This window comes from Oceanisphaera sediminis, from assembly GCF_039539745.1.
GTDB lineage: Bacteria > Pseudomonadota > Gammaproteobacteria > Enterobacterales > Aeromonadaceae > Oceanimonas > Oceanimonas sediminis.
This window is the reverse complement of record NZ_BAABDS010000026.1, coordinates 21791-38401: the sequence shown is the minus strand read 5'-3', so window position 1 is coordinate 38401 and position 16611 is coordinate 21791. Positions and strand designations below refer to the sequence as shown.

Here is a 16611-nt window from a genome sequence, read left to right as displayed (position 1 = left end):
CCGACACCACGATGGCCCCGGACAAGCCTGTGGATAACTCTGTGCAAAGCGGATCGCGGCAAGATCCTGATAAAATAAAAGATCCATTAAATATCAAAAGCTTATATTTTAAATGTGGATCTTGCTTGCGGATCTGAAAATGTGGAAAATCGACAGCAACGAAGTTCTGAACAATTGTTGAGCGAAATAAATGCTAGCATAGTTCTGACGGATCGCCCGGTGCGGGATCACAGATTGTGAATGCCAAATAAGGAGACTGACATGAAAAAAGTTGCCGTTATTCTGAGCGGCTGCGGCGTCTATGACGGAGCAGAAATTCACGAGGCCGTGTTGTGTCTGCTGCACCTGGCCAGGCAAGGGGCCAGCTATCAGTGTTTTGCCCCCGACAAGCCCCAGCATCATGTGATCAATCATCTCGGCGGTGAGGAGGAACCGGGCAATCGTAATGTGCTGGAAGAAGCCGCCCGCATCGCCCGTGGCGACATCAAGCCGCTCACCGAGCTGAACGCGGACGACTTCGATGCCCTGTTGCTGCCCGGCGGCTTCGGTGCCGCTAAAAACCTGTGCGATTTTGCCGTCAAGGGTGCCGACGCCCAACTGGATCCGCAGGTGCTGCGCGTCTGCAAGGGCTTTGCCGCCGCACGTAAACCCGCCGGTTACTGCTGTATCTCGCCGGTCATGATCCCTCGCGTTTATCCGGCGGGCGTCAAGGGCACCATAGGTACCGAGGCGGCGGTGGCCGAGGCCTTTACCGCCATGGGCGGTGAACACATCGGCTGCGCGGTGACCGACGTGGTGGAAGACAGCCATTACCGGGTGATCTCCACCCCCGCCTACATGCTGGCCCAAAACATCACCGAAGCCGATACCGGCATCGGCAAGCTGGTGAAACGACTGCTGGAAATGTAAGAAGCAAAAAAAGGCCGGCATAAGCCGGCCTAAAACTCTGGAAGCAATGTGAGCAATGTCGTGCCTTCGCAAGCTGTCTTCACCTACCGCTGGAAAGAGGCTTCACCTACTGCAGAAGAGAGTGGAAGTCATGTTCCGAAAGCAAGTTAACGATAATCGTTATCATTTATAATTGCAAACAAATTTCTTCATTTATACCAAGCAGATGAAATAACTGATCTATTTGGTTGCTCTGCAAAGGTCGGACAAATGGCCCGTTCCACCGACTCGCTGTAAATACCTCCCTGTACGCTCTCTGTTTCATCCCTGAAACAGAAGGTCGGCGGAGCAGATCCCTTTGCCCTCCCTGATACCAAGGAGTATGCCACTACAGAGTTCCTTGGGCCCGCCGCTGACTCTCCCCCGATGACAGCTTGACTACAATGGATGAAAGACAGCCGGAGGGAAGCAGATGAACAAACCGTATTTATGGATTGGGTTATGGGCGGGGCTCTTGCTGCCCGGTGCACCGTTCGCCGATGAGACCGACACTCAAGCCGAAACCAACGCCGACATCAGGCAGGCCATCACCGAAGGTAACCGGGCCTTTGAAGCCGGCGAGCTGTCACAGGCGGCGGCACAGTTCGATTATGTCGCCACCCTGATCCGTCAGCTGCAGGCCGGCGAACTCGGCACCCTGTTTCCGGAGCCACTTGCCGGCTGGCAGGCCGAAAAGGTAAATACCCAGGCCGGTTCGGCGGCCTTTTTCGGCGGTGGTATCAACGCATCCCGCCGTTATCGTAAAGACGGCGGCAGCCTGGAAATCAGCATTACCAAAGACTCACCCCTGCTGCAGACCATGGCGGTACTCTTTACCAACCCCAGCATGGCGGCCATGGGGGGTTACAAGATAAAGCGCATTCAGGGACAAACCGCCATGATGAAAGAGGAAGGCAGTCGCCGGGAGCTGCAGATGCTGGTGGCCAACCGCATCCTGATCCAGCTCAACGGCCGGAGCGTAACGGAAGAGGACCTCAACGCCTATGCCGAGGCCCTCGATATCGCGGCAATCACCCGGCTTTAACGCCAACCTCGACGCCGGTGTTGGCGTGGCCGACAAACTTGCTGCTCAGGTATTTGAGCAGCAAACCATAGGCGGGCACGAACAACACCAGACTGAACACCAGCTTGACGCCGTAATCCACCCAGGCAATTTCAACCCAGTGCTCGGCCATGAAGGGATCCGGTGAGCGATAAAATGCCAGACCGAAGAACACCAGAGTATCGACCAGGTTACCGAAGATGGTGGAACAGGTGGGTGCCACCCACCAGGTCTTTATCTGCCGCAGCCGGTTGAATACCGAGACATCCATGATCTGTCCCAGCACATAGGCCATGAAGCTGGCCAGGGCGATGCGGGCCACAAACAGGTTGAACTCGGACAGCGCCCCCAGCCCCTGATATTGCGCCTCGAAAAACAGCACCGATAACACATAAGAGGTAGCCAGTGCCGGCAGCATCACCAGAAAGATAATGCGTCGCGCCATGTCGGCACCGAAGATGCGTACCGTCAGATCCGTGGCCAGATAGATGAAGGGAAAACTGAGCGCGCCCCAGGTGGTATGAAAGCCGAACAGGGTAAAGGGCAGCTGCACCAGATAGTTACTGGCGGCAATGATGGCAACATGGAACAGCGACAGCCGGATCAGCGCCGTGCGGTATTGAGCGGGGGAAATAACCATTTTTTACCTTTTTGATTAATGGGGTCAGGGAACCCATCCCGGAAACGGCGCCCAGTATAACCAGCCGTTCGGCATTGATAAATGCGTTTTTTTTAACCACCGGAATGCGTGCGGCGCCATCTTACCCTGTCATCGCTTTTTTGTCTTTACCTGAAATTAGTTTCCAGAGCCGCACGCCAAACACAGTCAGCCCCGGTCATCAGTCCTTGGGGTCATGCGGGCGGTTCCACTGGGTGGTCAGCCAGTCGGCCACATCCCGATCCTTCTCGCTCAACGGCTGCAGCCAGGCACAGTCCGCATAGTGCTGAAAGCACAGAAACAACCGGCTTTCTTCAAAGCTGACCAGCCACTGGTAATAATCGGCGCCCTGCTCCTGTTCGAGCAGTTCGAGATCCAGTTCCTTGATCAGTGCCTCGGCCCAGGCGGGAAAGTTTTCCATGGTCAGGGGGGTATCGCTGTTAAGCATCGTGGTCGTCGCCATCATCAGGAACTACAGGAAATACAGAGTGATTCGGCCCATGCCGGCGCCGGCATGGCGTAATGATCCAGTTCGGGCTGCTCGTCGAAGGGACGGGCCAGCAGCATCAGCAGCCGGTCGGCCTCGCTCATGTCGCCCTGCTCCGCCTGCTCTATCGCCTGCTGAGCCAGATGGTTGCGCAGTATGTATTTGGGATTGACCGCATTCATCTGTACGACCTTATCGGCCTGGGCCTTGCCCTCGCGCGCCAGCCGGGCCTGATAACGGCCAAACCAGTCACTCCAGGCTTCGGGATCGGCAAGCAGGGCCAACACCGCATCGGGTACAGAACCGCTTGATGCCAACAGCGCCAGGCGGCGAAACCAGCAGCTGTAATCCACCTTCTGGCGCTGCATCAGGTCAAACATCTCCCGGAACAGCGCCGGATCCTCGTCTTCCCAGCCATCCAGCCCCAGCTTCTGGCGCATGCCCTCGGAATAGGCCGACAGCAACAGGTACTCGTATTTACCCAGCGCCTGCTGCAATGCCTCCAGCTCGATCACCCCGGACAGCGACTGGGCCAGTCGCTGCAGGTTCCAGTTGCCGACCGCCGGCTGTTGATCGTAGGCGTAGCGGCCCCCCGGATCCGAATGATTGCAGATATGGTCCGGATCGTAGGCATCGAGAAAACCGTAGGGGCCATAATCCAGCGTCAGTCCCAGCATCGACATGTTGTCGGTGTTCATCACGCCGTGACAGAAGCCGACCAGTTGCCATTGGGCAATCATCGTTGCCGTCTTTTCCACCACCCGTTCGAACAACGCAGCATAACCGGCCTGATCCTTGGCGAGATCGGGCCATTGGGTATCGATCAGATAGTCGAGCAGTTCGGGGATCCGTTCCGGCTGGCCACTATAATAGAAATACTCGAAGTGACCGAAACGCAGATGACTGGGGGCGGCCCGCAGCACGGCGGCACCCGGCTCCACCCGCTCCCGGTATACCGGCTCTTCACTGCCGACCAGGCTTAACGCCCGGGTGGTGGCGATGCCCAGATGATGCATGGCCTCGGAGGCCAGGTATTCGCGCAAGGAGGAGCGCAGCACGGCCCGGCCGTCACCAAAGCGGGAATACGGTGTCTTGCCGGCCCCCTTGAGATGCAGATCCCAACGCGCACCGCTCGGCGCCACCACCTCGCCCAGCAGCAGGGCACGGCCATCACCCAGCTGGGGGCTGAAGCCGCCAAACTGATGGCCGGCGTACACCTGGGCAAAGGGCTCCATTTCCGGCAGCAACCGGTTACCACCGGTCAGATCCCGCCACTGTGTTTCAGACAGGTCCATGCCCAGCTCGTCGGCAAGGTCTCGATTGAGCAACAACAGCCGGGGCGATAACAGAGGAGTCGGCTCGACCCGGGCACCGGCCCAGTCAAACTCTGCATATCTATTGTTTAATATCATGTTTTGGTCCTGTAGCCATCAACGGCATTTTCTTTTTGGCCTTGGCTTACTTTATACTGCTTTGGTGAAATAAATAGCGATTACTGATCTCCACCATACAGGCGCCGGATAACAACCGTAAGATAGTCAGTTCAAATCCGGTCTTGTCCTCAGCTATCGCCATTTAACGACGTCCGGAAGCAATACCTCTACTAAAAAAAATGGAGTTCTATCATGAAAAAATTGATGACCGCCGCCGCCGCTCTGGCCATGCTCAGCGCCCCGGCCTTCGCCGCCGGTGATGCCGAAGCCGGCAAAGCCAAGTCTGCCGTTTGTGCTGCCTGCCATGGTGCCGAAGGGATTTCCGCCGTGGAGATCTACCCCAACCTGGCCGGCCAGAAAGCGACCTACATCGTCAGCCAGCTGAAAGCATTCAAGGCCGGCGAGCGTAACAACGCCATCATGGCCCCCATGGCCATGCCGCTGTCCGATCAGGACATGGAAGATCTGGCTGCCTACTACGCCAGCCTGTAAAACGGTTAGGGTCCGCTCAGGCGGACCCGCTTTTTTATTTCCACACCTAGTCTTGCCGGCGCAGCAGCGCCAGAAAAGCCTCGCCGTAGCGCTCCAGCTTGCGTTGTCCCACCCCGTTGATACCCAGCAGTTCCGGCTCGGTTTTGGGTCGATAACGGGCAAGCTCGGTCAGGGTCGCGTCGCTGAACACCACATAAGGCGGCACATCTGCCTCTACCGCCAGCTGCTTGCGCAGTTGCCGCAGCTCCTTGAACAAGGCTCTGTCTTCGGGCCGGCTCAATACCGCTTCACCCTTGTCTTTCTGCTTTACCCGCACCAACCGGGGTTCCGCCAGTTGCAAACCGGCCTCGCCGCGCAATATCGGTCGTGCCGCCTCGGTCAGCTGCAGCACCATGTTGCGGGTGATGTTCTGGGTCAGCAGGCCGGAATGAATCAACTGACGAATCACGCTGACCCAATGTTCCTGACTTTTGTCTTTGCCCAGCCCATAGGTAGAGAGCTTGTCGTGGCCGTGTTCGCGAATACGCTGGGTGTCTGCACCACGCAACACCTCCACCACATAGATAACGCCGAAGTGCTGACCCACCCGATAAACACAGGACAACGCCTTTCGCGCATCTTCGGTGCCATCGTAGCTTTTGGGCGGGTCCAGGCAGATATCGCAGTTGCCACAGGGCTCGCGCTGGTATTCGCCGAAGTAATTGAGCAACACCTGACGGCGACAGGTCAGCGACTCGGCAAACGCCGCCATCACGTTGAGCTTGTACAACTCCACCTGCACCTGCTGTTCGTTGTCGCTGTTTTCCAGCAAGCGGCGCACCCGCCCCACATCACCCGGATCGTACAGCAGCAGTGCCTCTGCCGGCAGGCCATCCCGGCCGCCACGGCCGGTTTCCTGATAATAGGACTCGATATTCTTGGGAATGTCGTAGTGCACCACATAGCGCACATTGGGCTTGTCGATGCCCATGCCGAAGGCAACGGTAGCCACCACTATGTCCAGATCGTCGCGGATAAAACGCTCCTGCACCGACTGACGCAGTTCCAGCGGCAGTCCCGCATGATAGCTGGCCGCTTTGTGCCCCCGGGCCAGCAGCCGTTCGGCCACCTCTTCCACCCGCTTGCGGCTGGAACAATAGACGATGCCACAGTGGCCCGGCTGTTCGGCCACGTAGCGCAACAGCTGCTCGATGCCCTTGAATTTATCCACCAGGGTGTAGCGAATATTGGGCCGGTCGAAGCTGGAGATATGAATAAGCGGCTCGGTCAGGCTCAGCCGGCTCAGCATGTCCTGCCGCGTGGCCTCGTCGGCGGTGGCGGTGAGCGCCATCACCGGAATATGGGGGAACCACTGCTTGAGTCGGCCGAGGGCGGCGTATTCGGGCCGGAAGTCGTGCCCCCACTGAGAGATACAATGGGCCTCGTCGATGGCGAACAGTCCCAGCTCCAGTTCGCCGATGCGCTCCATGAATTCGTGCTGCAGCAGCCGTTCCGGCGACACATAGACCAGCTTGAGCTCGCCCCGGCGCATGGCCGCAAAGTGGCGCAACATCTCTTCCCGGCTGAGCGAGCTGTTGATATAGACCGCCGCCACCCCGTTGGCGACCAGGGTATCCACCTGATCCTTCATCAATGAAATCAGTGGTGACACCACTATGGTGAGCCCGGGACGCAGCAGTGCCGGGATCTGGTAACAGATGGACTTGCCGCCACCGGTGGGCTTGATCACCAGGGCGTCGCGCCCGGCAATCACGGTGTCGATGATCTCCTGCTGGCCGTCACGAAAGCTCTGGTAGCCGAACACCTGCTGCAACACCGCCTGTGGTGTGTCGGGAATGGGAACGGAATCAGATTCTTCGGGTAAGGAGTTCATTTCGGCCTGCCGGGTAAAAGCGAAGCGACATTGTAAAGCAGAGCCCGACAACAATAAACCAGACCGGCCACGGGGTCATGGCCAGCCTCTTGGCTGGGAAAAAAAGTATCCACACGAAACCACTCTAATTCCCTGCCATAGTGACATTTGCTGCTGGTCAGTCCTGGCATATTGTCGTTACACTGGCCTTTTCTCCCCTAGCCAGATTTATGACCATGGAAAAAGACCAGGCCACTCAGGGTGCCATTTTTGCCCTCGGGGCGTACTTCCTGTGGGGCATAGCCCCTATCTACTTCAAACAACTGATGCACGTACCGGCTTACGAAATTCTTACCCATAGGGTGATCTGGTCGTTCCTGCTGTTGCTGGTGCTGATAAGCGCTCTCGGTTACTGGCCCCGCGTCCGGGCCATATTGAAAGAGCCGAAGCATCTGCTGATGCTGATGCTGTCATCGGTCATCATCGGGGGGAACTGGCTGGTCTATATCTGGGCGGTGAACAACGGCCATATACTGGACGCCAGCCTGGGTTATTACATCAATCCGCTGTTCAATATCGTGCTGGCCATGCTGTTTCTGGCCGAACGCTTTCGTCCTATCCAGTGGCTGGCGGTGGGCCTGGCGGCCAGCGGGGTGGTGATTCAACTGCTGGTATTCGGCAGCCTGCCCTGGGTGGCTCTGGTGTTGGCTATCTCCTTCGGCTGCTATGGTTTAATCCGCAAGAAGGTGCCGGTAGACCCCTTTACCGGTCTGATGATGGAGACCCTGGTTCTGCTGCCCCTCGCCACCGTTTACCTGTGGGGCTTTGCCGACAGCGCCACCAGCCAGATGAGCAACAACTCGCTCAACACCAACCTGTGGCTGATCTCCGCCGGTATCGTGACCACGGCACCGCTGCTGTTGTTTGCCGGCGCCGCCAAGCGGCTCAAGCTGTCGACCCTCGGCTTTTTCCAGTACCTGGGCCCCAGCCTGATGTTTCTGCTGGCGGTGTGGCTGTATGACGAACCCTTCACCCAGGACAAAATCATCACCTTCGCCCTGATCTGGGTGGCACTGGTGATTTATACCCTGGACGGAGTCAGGCAGCGGCGACGCAATTCTTTACAAAACAGCGGCGCCCCCGGCACGATAAAATAATCTAATGAGCAGCGTAAAATACTGGAAATACCCTGGCTTGGCCGGCCTGGAGTTATGCCTGGCAGACCATGCCGGCTTCACCTATGGCCGCCATATCCATCTCGACTACCATATCGGCTTGGTTGAGCTGGGAGCACAGAAATTTATCCATAAAGGTAGCTCGGCGCCGCTGGCGCCGGGTCAGCTTTCGCTGCTCAACCCGGATATCGCCCACGACGGCAGTTGCTTCGACGAGCGGGGCTTTCGGGTACGGGTGTTTTCCATCGCGCCCGAGTTGATGGCAGGCCTGGCCGAAGAGCTGCAGCAGGCCACGCCCTACTTCGGACAACCCCTGCTCAACCAACCCCGGCTCTATCGGCAGAGCCTGACGCTGCACCGGCAAATGGAGCAGGAGCAACTCAGCCGGCAGGAAGCCGAAAACCGCCTGCTGGCGCTGTTGTCCACCTTCTTCCCCCATCAGGAACTACAGCCGCTGGCGCCGCCCGCCCTCACTCGCATCAGGGACAAACTGCTGGCCGAGCTGGACGCAACCCATCACCTGGAACAGCTCGCCGCCGAACTCGGTCTGTCCCGCTTTCAGTTCTTGCGCCGGTTCAACGCGGCCATGGGTATCACCCCCCACGCCTACCTCAAGCGACTACGACTGGAGGCGGCTAAAAAATACCTGGCCGCCGGCACCACTATCGCCGACACCGCCCAGGCTGTGGGCTTTTTTGATCAGGCCCACTTTCACCGCGCCTTCGTGGCCGCCTACCGGCTGACGCCGGCCTGCTTTCGCACCCAAATGCAATAACTTACAAGCCGGCCACTGACCTGCTCCCTAGGCTGTGGTCTCACCATTGCCGGAGCCGAACATGAATCTCTCACTGCTTGTTACCATAGGACTTATCCATCTCGTCGCGCTGGCCAGCCCAGGTCCGGATATAGCGCTGATGCTGCGTTTTGCTACCCAGCGTCGAGCAGCTCTGGGGGCCGCGTTCGGCATTGCCGCCGGCATACTGGTACACAGCATACTGAGCCTCACCGGCATCAGCCTGCTGATCCAGGGACATCCGCTGCTGTTTACCCTGGTTCGGCTGGCAGGCGCGGTTTATATGGGCTGGCTGGGTTGGGGGGCGTTGCAGGCGGCACTGACCCCGGCTGCCGCTCCAGGAATGCCGACCGCTGCCGGCGGACTGCCCGGCAATGGCTTCTGGTACGGGTTTAATACCAACCTGTTCAATCCCAAGGCATTGGTGTTTTTCATCGGTCTGCTCGCCGCCCTGGTCGGCCCGGAGGTCAACTGGCTGACCCGTACCGCCCTGGTGGCAGAGCTGTTTTTACTGAGCCTGATCTGGTTTGTGTTGCTGGCCTACTGGTTGTCCTCATCCCGGGTGCAGGCCGGGCTGCAGGCCTGGAGCCGGTCGATCAACGGCCTGTGCGGCCTGTTGTTCTGCGGCGTAGCCGGCTCCATACTGTGGCTGGTCATCAAGGCAGAATTTGCCTGACGGCCCACGCCGAGGCGAGCTCCGCCATGTTAAAGCGCTTCCAGCCGGGCGTAGGCGGTTACCAGCCATTTGCTGCCGCCGTCATTGAAGTTGACCTGCACCCGGCTGTGATCACCGGCGCCTTCGAAGTTGAGCACTATGCCCTCGCCAAATTTGGGATGCGCCACCCGCTGGCCCAGCCTGAACCCGGTTTCATTGAAGGTTTCCTGCACCCGATCCTGGCTGAAGCGGCCATTGGGCACGGCACGGCTGACACTGGCCTTGAGCCGAATCTCTTCCAGACAATCGGCGGGCAGCTCCTTGATGAAGCGGCTGGGGCGGTGGAACATTTCCCGACCGTAGAGACGGCGACTCTCGGCGTGGCTGATATAGAGCTTGCTCATGGCGCGGGTCATGCCCACGTAGGCCAGCCGGCGCTCTTCTTCCAGCCGATGGCTTTCTTCCGCCGACTGCTGGCTGGGGAACATGCCCTCTTCCACTCCCACCATGAATACCAGCGGGAATTCCAGGCCCTTGGCCGAGTGCAGCGTCATCAGCTGCACCGCATCGTCAAACTGATCGGCCTGACTCTCGCCCGCCTCCAGCGCCGCATGCGACAGAAAGGCCGACAGCAGCGGCATGTCGTCGTCTTCCGACGGGGTGAACTGGCGGGTGGCGCTGACCAGTTCTTCCAGGTTTTCTACCCGCGCCTGAGCCTTTTCGCCTTTCTCGGCCTGATACATGGCCTTGAGGCCGGACAGCTCGATCACCCGGTCGGTCTGCACATGCAGCGGCAGCTCACGGGTTTCGTCTTCCAGCTGATTGATCAGGGCCAGAAAACGGCTCACCGCCGAGGCGGCACGACCGGTCAGTACTTTTTCTTCCACCAGCGTCCAGGCCGACTGCCACAGGGTCACCTGCCGATCCCGGGCCGCCTCGCGCACCAGCCCCAGGGTTCGTTCACCGATGCCACGGGTGGGAGTGTTGACGATACGCTCGAACGCCGCCTCGTCACCCCGGTTGTTGACCAGCCGCAGGTAGCCCAGTGCATCCTTGATTTCCTGCCGATCGAAGAAGCGCAAACCACCGTAGATGCGATAGGGCAGCCGCGCCTGGATCAACGATTCTTCCAGCACTCGTGACTGGGCATTGTTGCGGTACAGAATGGCCGCCTCGCTCAGCAGTCCGTCCTGCTGACGCCACTGCTTGATGCGCTCGACCACGAAGCGGGCTTCATCCACTTCATTGAAGGCACCATAGAGGGCGATGGACTCGCCTTCTTCGCCGTCGGTCCACAATTCCTTGCCCATGCGCTCGGCGTTGTTGGCAATCAGGGTGTTGGCGGCCTTGAGAATGGTGCCGGTAGAGCGATAGTTCTGCTCCAGGCGTATGGTCTCGGCGCCGGGAAAGTCGCGCAGAAAACGGGCGATGTTCTCGACCCGGGCGCCGCGCCAGCCGTAGATGGACTGATCGTCGTCGCCCACTATCATCACTCGGGCCTGCTGCCCCGCCAGCATCTGCAACCAGGCGTACTGAATGCTGTTGGTGTCCTGAAATTCGTCCACCAGAATATGGCGGAAGCGGTCCTGATAGTGGGCCAGAATATGGGGTTTATGCAGCCACAACTCGTGGGCGCGCAGCAACAGCTCGGCAAAATCCACCAGCCCGGCCCGATCACAGGTGTCCTGGTACACCTGATAAATACGCTGATAGGTTTTTTGCAGCGGATCGTTGAGCACCTGAATGTCTTTGGGGCGCAGGCCTTCATCCTTGCGGGCATTGATGAACCCGGCGGCCTGCCGGGGCGGCCACTGCTTTTCATCCAGGTTCATGCCCTTGAGGATGCGCTTGAGCAGGCGTAACTGATCGTCCGAGTCCAGAATCTGAAAGTCCTGCGGCAAATTGGCATCCAGGTGATGCGCCCGCAACAGCCGGTGCGCCAGACCGTGAAAGGTACCGAGCCAGAGCCCGAACAGCCGGCCGCCGAGCAACTGCTCGACCCGGCCGCGCATCTCGGCCGAGGCCTTGTTGGTAAAGGTGACCGCCAGAATGGCAGAAGCCGGAACCTGCTCCACCTGCATCAGCCAGGCGATGCGATGCACCAGCACCCGGGTCTTGCCACTGCCGGCACCGGCCAGCACCAGCATGTTCTGGGCGGGGGCGGCAACCGCCTCCCGTTGCTTGTCGTTCATGCCGTCAAGCAGGCTGGATACATCCATCTTGGCTCCTATTCTTTTTCAATGAGGTGCAATGCCGGAGAGGGTCGGAGGGATTGCCTAAGCCGACCGTTGGCGCCAGGGATGGCGCCGTCGAGCTTACAAGGATGTATTCACAGCGTGTCGGTGTGGCAACCCTCCGTCCCTCTTGCATCCCGGAATTACAGTATGGTGGCGATTATAACAGCTCCAGCATTTGCTCCAACCGCTCCAGGGCAACATGGGGCAAACAGCGTAAATCCGCCTCGGTCCGGCCATGGTCGTTAAGCCACACCGCCTGGCAACCACTGTGCACGGCGCCGGCTACATCGGTGTTGATATGGTCACCGATGTGCAGGATCTCCGCCAGGCTCACGCCGGTCTGCTCGGCCAGCCGGTTGAACAAATCCGGTGCCGGTTTCATGCGGCCGTCAACGCCGGCCCGCAGCACGATATCGAAATAAGGCGCCAGCTCGGTATGCTCAATCGGCAGGTTGCCGTTGGTGATCACCGCCAGCCGGTACTTCTGACCCAGCGCCGATAACACTCGGTGAGTGGCCTCCGGCACCATGATTTTACCGCGCTGATCCAGAAAGCCCTGGTAAAATTCCTCGGCCAGAACGACGGCCCGCGCAGCGTCCAGCCCCTGTTGTTGCAGGCCTTCGCTCAGCACCCGCAGGCGGCAGGCGCTGACGTCGTGACTCAGCTCGGGCTGTTCCAGCAAAATCCGACGCTTGATTGCCGCCAGGTTGTCTTTGCCAAGCAGGGTCGACTCCGGGTGCTGCTGCTTGAGTGCATCCAGCAGCCAGGCCTCCGCCGCCGCGATCACCGGCACGTTGTCGTACAGGGTATCGTCCAGATCAAAGCTGAGTACCTTGACCTTCGTCAGTCGTTTGTAAAAGCGCATGTGGGTTCCTAATCATGAAAACAAAGCTGGAAGCCGTCAGCTATAAGCTGTCAGTTAAGGGCAGTTTGTCTTTAACTGACAGCTTACGGCTTAAGGCTTACCGCTGCCCGAAGGGCTAGTCCTTGCTGCGTTTGGCTCTGGGGTGGGCCTGATCGTAGGCCTTGGCCAGATGCTGAAAGTCCAGATGGGTATAGATCTGGGTGGTGGCCAGATCCGCATGGCCCAGCAGCTCCTGCACCGCGCGCAGGTCGCCGCTCGACTCCAGCATGTGGGTGGCGAAGGAATGGCGCAGCTTGTGCGGATGAATATGGCTCGACAGCGCCTGCTTGCCGCCCCATTGGGCCAGCCGCAACTGCACACTGCGATGGCTGATGCGCCGCTGCCGCTGGCTGACAAACAGCGCCGGCTCGTCGGCACCCGCCAGAGCGCCGCGCACCAAAAGCCACTTGCTCAGCCAATCCAGCGCCATACGGCCCACCGGCAGTATCCGCTCCTTGTTGCCCTTGCCGATCACCCGCACCTGACGCTCGTCAAACTGAATATCCCCCAGGTTCAGGTTAACCAGTTCGGCCAGCCGCAGGCCGGATGAATACATCAGCTCCATGATGGCCCGATCGCGCACCGCCAATGGGTCGGCCTCGTCGATGTTCATCAACTGATGCAGCTCGTCCACGTCCAGATTCTTGGGCAGCGGCCGCCCCTGCTTGGGTGCGCTGACGCCCCGGGCAGGATTGGCAGACAGTTGCCCCTGCAGGGTCAGCCAGTCGCAAAAACTGCGCAGACTGCTGAGTTTGGTGGCGATGGATCGCGGCGACAGGCCACTCTTGTGCATGCGGGTGGCAATGCCCCGCACATGACTGACCGTAAGCGCCGACCAGGAAGGCAGCGACAACTCGGCCAGTTGCCCGGCCATGGCGTTGAGGTGGCGGCCGTAACCGGCGCGGGTATGCACACTCAACTGGCGCTCTACCCGCAGGTATTCGAGAAACTCGGTAATGGCCGGGGTCAGCTCAGCGGTGGTCATCGACCACCGCTGCCGGTCGTTCCGAGGCCGATAACACCAGCCTGGGCAGCAGCAGCGCGAGAATGTCGGCCAGCTGGCGGATCAGCAGGGTATCCATGCCCGAGCGATAATGCCCGCTGTCGATACTGCCAAAGGCCAGCAGGCCCATTTCACCCTGCTTGCCCAGCCGGATCAGGGCGCAGGAGTTCACCATGGCGTCCTGAAACAGCCGGGACTTTTCGTCCTTGCCAAGCCGCCCCAGATACACATCCTGGCTCGCCATTCGCTCGCGATAAAGCCGTTCCAGCTGCTCACCGGCCGAACTCTGCTCACTCGGATAGGTGCGCGGATCCAGCACCAGCCGCAGCGCCGAGATGCGCAGCTGCTCCTGCAGGGTGCGGCACATCAGCCGTTCCAGCTCGCTGATACTGGTGCATTCGAACAGGCGGGGTATGAGGTCCATGTAGACGCGAAAGATGCGTTCGTTTTCTCCGGCCACCGTCATCAGACCGGTGATTTCATCTTCCAGCTCGTGGATGCGTTGCCGCTGGCGATCCAGCTTCACCTCTACCAGCGACACGCTGCCCCGCTGCTCGTGAGGCAGCCGCAACTGCTCCAGCAGGGTGCGATGGCGGTCGAAGAAATGAGGCCGGGCGGCCAGATAGTCGGCTATCTGGCTGTCGTTCAGACCCGTTTCGGCACATTGGCGACTCTCGCTCACGTTTTCGGTCATAGGTTGATCTGTCCGTCAAATACGTGTTCTGCCGGGCCCGTCATGTACACCGGTTTGCCCGGCCCCTTCCAGGCGATGCTGAGGTTACCGCCGGGCAACTGCACCTGCACCCGATCCGCCAGCTTGCCCCAGCTCATGCCCATCACCGCCGCCGCACAGGCGCCGGTGCCGCAGGCCAGGGTTTCCCCTGCACCGCGTTCATGCACCCGCAGCTTGATCTCGCGGGCATTGAGGATCTGCATGAAACCGACGTTGACCCGGGCCGGAAAACGCTCGTGATTTTCCAGCTCGGGGCCCAGCAGCGCCACCTGATCGGTGTTGATGTCATCCACTTCCAGCACACAGTGCGGGTTGCCCATCGACACGGCGCCACAGAGCACCGCCTGCTGCTCGGCCCGCACCAGATAGGTTTTCTCGGCCTTCTGGGCCTTGAACGGAATCTTGGCCGGGTCAAACTCGGGCACGCCCATGTTGACCGTGACCTGATTGTCTTTCTCCAGCTGCAGCACTATGTTGCCTTTCTGGGTGCTGACGCTGATCCGGTCTTTATGGGTCAGCCCCTTCAGCCGCACAAAGCGGGCGAAGCAGCGGGCGCCGTTGCCGCACTGCTCTACCTCGGAGCCGTCGGCATTGAAGATGCGATAGTGAAAGTCGAGGTCCGGATCATAAGGCGGCTCGACCAGCAACAGCTGATCGAAGCCGACACCAAAATGACGGTCGGCCAGTTGCCGAATCACCTCGGGATTGAAAAATACCTTCTGGGTAACGCCATCGACCACCATAAAGTCGTTGCCGAGCCCCTGCATCTTGGAAAACTGGATCACGTTCACCCCTCAGGATTCGGGCAACAGGCTTTCGCCCCGCCACAAATCGGACAGCTGCTCGCGTTCACGCACTACCAGGGCCTGTTCGCCGTCCACCATCACTTCGGCGGCACGGGGGCGGCTGTTGTAGTTGGACGCCATCACAAAGCCATAGGCACCGGCAGAACGCACCGCCAGCAGATCACCTTCGGTGATCGCCAATTCCCGATCCTTGCCGATAAAGTCGCCGGTTTCACACACCGGGCCCACGATGTCATAGACGGCAGCCGGGCGTTCCAGGGTTTTATCCAGCGGAATAATGGCCTGCCAGGCACTGTACAGCGCCGGACGGATCAGGTCGTTCATGGCCGCATCGACGATGGCGAAGTTCTTGGCTTCACCGGGCTTCAGATGCTCGACCCGGGTCAGCAGCACACCGGCATTGGCGGCAATGGCCCGGCCCGGTTCAAATACCAGGGTCAGATTGCGATTCTGCAGCCGCGCCTTGAGCTGTTCGGCATAAAGGCTGGGCTCGGGCGGCGTTTCGTTGTCGTAACGCACGCCCAGACCGCCGCCCACATCCAGATGGCGAATATGAATGCCGTCGTCAGCCAGGGCATCAATCAGCGCCAGCAGCTTGTCTACCGCTTCCAGGAAGGGTGACAGCTCGGTCAGCTGAGAGCCGATATGACAGTCGACCCCGTGAATATCGAGGTGCGCCATCGCCGCCGCCTGGCGGTAGATCTCCTGCGCCTGCTCGATGGGAATGCCGAACTTGTTTTCTTTCAGCCCGGTGGAGATGTAGGGATGGGTGCCGGCATCGATGTCCGGATTCACCCGAATGGAAACCGGCGCCTTGCGACCCATGTCACCCGCTATCTGGTTGATACGCGAAAGCTCGGCGACCGATTCCACGTTGAAACAGAAAATGTTCTGTTCCAGGGCGAAGCGGATTTCATCAACCCGCTTGCCGACACCGGAAAACACCACCTTGCGCGGATCGCCGCCGGCGGCCAGCACGCGACTCAGCTCGCCTTTTGACACGATATCGAAACCGGAACCCAGGCGGGCCAGCACGTTGAGCACTGCCAGGTTGGAGTTGGCCTTCACCGCGTAGCAGATCAGATGATTGACCTCACCGGCCGCCTCGTCGAAGGCTTTCCAGTGCCGTTCCAGGGTGGCGCGGGAATAGACATAGAGCGGCGTGCCGTGTTGCTCGGCCAGACGAGTAAGATCGCAGGCTTCACCGTAAAGGCGGCCATCGTCCTGATAATTAAAATAATCCAAGGTATTTTCCTTTACGACTGCTCAACCCGGGGTTGCTGTTGCTCGGTATCCGGCAGGGTCAGCGGGCCTTTCAGGCCGCATGCCGCCAGACTCAGGAACAGGGCAACCAGTGCGGTTAGCTTGAATATGTTCATAGGATGACTGTGAA

17 protein-coding genes are annotated in these 16611 nt (G+C 59.5%); 6 read left to right on the top strand and 11 right to left on the bottom strand.

Annotation, left to right across the window (positions count from 1 at the left end):
• Nucleotides 1-261: 261 nt before the first annotated feature.
• Both elbB and ABD827_RS08155 read left to right on the top strand, forming a co-directional pair.
• On the top strand, nucleotides 262-909 hold the full coding sequence (gene elbB, locus ABD827_RS08160; protein ID WP_344963960.1) for an isoprenoid biosynthesis glyoxalase ElbB: 648 nt from the start codon (nucleotides 262-264) through the stop codon (nucleotides 907-909).
• Nucleotides 910-1360: 451 nt separating this feature from the next.
• The gene (locus ABD827_RS08155) at nucleotides 1361-1972 is read left to right on the top strand and encodes a hypothetical protein (protein WP_344963958.1); all 612 of its coding nucleotides are present in this window, start codon (nucleotides 1361-1363) and stop codon (nucleotides 1970-1972) included.
• Here the strand turns inward: ABD827_RS08155 and ABD827_RS08150 are convergent.
• From ABD827_RS08150 to ABD827_RS08140, 3 genes are all read right to left on the bottom strand, one after another.
• Complete coding sequence (locus ABD827_RS08150) at nucleotides 1959-2630, bottom strand: 7-cyano-7-deazaguanine/7-aminomethyl-7-deazaguanine transporter (RefSeq protein WP_344963956.1); 672 nt, start codon at nucleotides 2628-2630, stop codon at nucleotides 1959-1961. The two genes, ABD827_RS08155 and ABD827_RS08150, sit on opposite strands and share 14 nt — an antisense overlap.
• Nucleotides 2631-2829: 199 nt before the next feature.
• On the bottom strand, nucleotides 2830-3096 hold the full coding sequence (locus tag ABD827_RS08145; RefSeq protein ID WP_344963954.1) for a DUF3630 family protein: 267 nt from the start codon (nucleotides 3094-3096) through the stop codon (nucleotides 2830-2832).
• 17 nt (nucleotides 3097-3113) lie between these two features.
• Entirely contained in the window at nucleotides 3114-4547 is a 1434-nt protein-coding gene (locus tag ABD827_RS08140) for a protein adenylyltransferase SelO (RefSeq protein ID WP_344963952.1), read from the bottom strand.
• 213 nt (nucleotides 4548-4760) lie between these two features.
• Here ABD827_RS08140 and ABD827_RS08135 point away from each other — a divergent pair, with 213 nt between their 5' ends.
• Nucleotides 4761-5060 (top strand): c-type cytochrome, encoded by a 300-nt coding sequence (locus tag ABD827_RS08135; protein ID WP_344963950.1) that lies wholly within the window; start codon nucleotides 4761-4763, stop codon nucleotides 5058-5060.
• 46 nt (nucleotides 5061-5106) lie between these two features.
• Here ABD827_RS08135 and recQ read toward each other — a convergent pair whose 3' ends face one another.
• Nucleotides 5107-6933, bottom strand: a complete 1827-nt coding sequence (gene recQ, locus ABD827_RS08130) for a DNA helicase RecQ (RefSeq protein ID WP_344963948.1) — start codon at nucleotides 6931-6933, stop codon at nucleotides 5107-5109.
• Between the two features lie 215 nt (nucleotides 6934-7148).
• Here recQ and rarD point away from each other — a divergent pair, with 215 nt between their 5' ends.
• The 3 genes from rarD (at nucleotide 7149) to ABD827_RS08115 (ending at nucleotide 9556) form a co-directional block, all read left to right on the top strand.
• Nucleotides 7149-8069, top strand: coding sequence for an EamA family transporter RarD (gene rarD / locus ABD827_RS08125; RefSeq protein ID WP_344963946.1), 921 nt, complete (start codon nucleotides 7149-7151; stop codon nucleotides 8067-8069).
• Nucleotides 8070-8073: 4 nt separating this feature from the next.
• Nucleotides 8074-8862, top strand: a complete 789-nt coding sequence (locus tag ABD827_RS08120) for an AraC family transcriptional regulator (protein WP_344963944.1) — start codon at nucleotides 8074-8076, stop codon at nucleotides 8860-8862.
• A 61-nt stretch (nucleotides 8863-8923) separates the two neighbouring features.
• A complete protein-coding gene (locus ABD827_RS08115) occupies nucleotides 8924-9556 on the top strand; it encodes a LysE family translocator (RefSeq protein ID WP_344963943.1) in 633 nt (210 codons plus the stop codon).
• Between the two features lie 29 nt (nucleotides 9557-9585).
• Here the strand turns inward: ABD827_RS08115 and uvrD are convergent, their stop codons facing one another.
• From uvrD to lptM, 7 genes are all read right to left on the bottom strand, one after another.
• Entirely contained in the window at nucleotides 9586-11754 is a 2169-nt protein-coding gene (uvrD, locus tag ABD827_RS08110) for a DNA helicase II (RefSeq protein WP_344963941.1), read from the bottom strand.
• Nucleotides 11755-11929: 175 nt separating this feature from the next.
• Complete coding sequence (locus ABD827_RS08105; protein ID WP_344963939.1) at nucleotides 11930-12637, bottom strand: HAD-IA family hydrolase; 708 nt, start codon at nucleotides 12635-12637, stop codon at nucleotides 11930-11932.
• A gap of 115 nt (nucleotides 12638-12752) precedes the next feature.
• Complete coding sequence (xerC, locus tag ABD827_RS08100) at nucleotides 12753-13661, bottom strand: tyrosine recombinase XerC (protein WP_344963938.1); 909 nt, start codon at nucleotides 13659-13661, stop codon at nucleotides 12753-12755.
• Nucleotides 13648-14373: a DUF484 family protein gene (locus tag ABD827_RS08095; RefSeq protein ID WP_344963937.1), complete on the bottom strand. Its 726-nt coding sequence runs from the start codon at nucleotides 14371-14373 to the stop codon at nucleotides 13648-13650. Before ABD827_RS08095 ends, xerC begins: the two co-directional genes overlap by 14 nt.
• A complete protein-coding gene (gene dapF, locus ABD827_RS08090) occupies nucleotides 14370-15197 on the bottom strand; it encodes a diaminopimelate epimerase (protein WP_344963935.1) in 828 nt (275 codons plus the stop codon). Before dapF ends, ABD827_RS08095 begins: the two co-directional genes overlap by 4 nt.
• 9 nt (nucleotides 15198-15206) lie before the next feature.
• Complete coding sequence (gene lysA / locus ABD827_RS08085) at nucleotides 15207-16463, bottom strand: diaminopimelate decarboxylase (RefSeq protein ID WP_298721268.1); 1257 nt, start codon at nucleotides 16461-16463, stop codon at nucleotides 15207-15209.
• A gap of 11 nt (nucleotides 16464-16474) precedes the next feature.
• Nucleotides 16475-16597 (bottom strand): LPS translocon maturation chaperone LptM, encoded by a 123-nt coding sequence (gene lptM, locus ABD827_RS08080; RefSeq protein WP_298721265.1) that lies wholly within the window; start codon nucleotides 16595-16597, stop codon nucleotides 16475-16477.
• Nucleotides 16598-16611: the final 14 nt, after the last annotated feature.

Coding starts and splice junctions, on each gene's coding strand:
- elbB (WP_344963960.1), top strand. CDS start 262: ATGAAAAAAGTTGCCGTTATTCTGAGCGGCTGCGGCGTCTATGACGGA.
- ABD827_RS08155 (WP_344963958.1), top strand. CDS start 1,361: ATGAACAAACCGTATTTATGGATTGGGTTATGGGCGGGGCTCTTGCTG.
- ABD827_RS08150 (WP_344963956.1), bottom strand. CDS start 2,630: ATGGTTATTTCCCCCGCTCAATACCGCACGGCGCTGATCCGGCTGTCG.
- ABD827_RS08145 (WP_344963954.1), bottom strand. CDS start 3,096: ATGCTTAACAGCGATACCCCCCTGACCATGGAAAACTTTCCCGCCTGG.
- ABD827_RS08140 (WP_344963952.1), bottom strand. CDS start 4,547: ATGATATTAAACAATAGATATGCAGAGTTTGACTGGGCCGGTGCCCGG.
- ABD827_RS08135 (WP_344963950.1), top strand. CDS start 4,761: ATGAAAAAATTGATGACCGCCGCCGCCGCTCTGGCCATGCTCAGCGCC.
- recQ (WP_344963948.1), bottom strand. CDS start 6,933: ATGAACTCCTTACCCGAAGAATCTGATTCCGTTCCCATTCCCGACACA.
- rarD (WP_344963946.1), top strand. CDS start 7,149: ATGGAAAAAGACCAGGCCACTCAGGGTGCCATTTTTGCCCTCGGGGCG.
- ABD827_RS08120 (WP_344963944.1), top strand. CDS start 8,074: ATGAGCAGCGTAAAATACTGGAAATACCCTGGCTTGGCCGGCCTGGAG.
- ABD827_RS08115 (WP_344963943.1), top strand. CDS start 8,924: ATGAATCTCTCACTGCTTGTTACCATAGGACTTATCCATCTCGTCGCG.
- uvrD (WP_344963941.1), bottom strand. CDS start 11,754: ATGGATGTATCCAGCCTGCTTGACGGCATGAACGACAAGCAACGGGAG.
- ABD827_RS08105 (WP_344963939.1), bottom strand. CDS start 12,637: ATGCGCTTTTACAAACGACTGACGAAGGTCAAGGTACTCAGCTTTGAT.
- xerC (WP_344963938.1), bottom strand. CDS start 13,661: ATGACCACCGCTGAGCTGACCCCGGCCATTACCGAGTTTCTCGAATAC.
- ABD827_RS08095 (WP_344963937.1), bottom strand. CDS start 14,373: ATGACCGAAAACGTGAGCGAGAGTCGCCAATGTGCCGAAACGGGTCTG.
- lptM (WP_298721265.1), bottom strand. CDS start 16,597: ATGAACATATTCAAGCTAACCGCACTGGTTGCCCTGTTCCTGAGTCTG.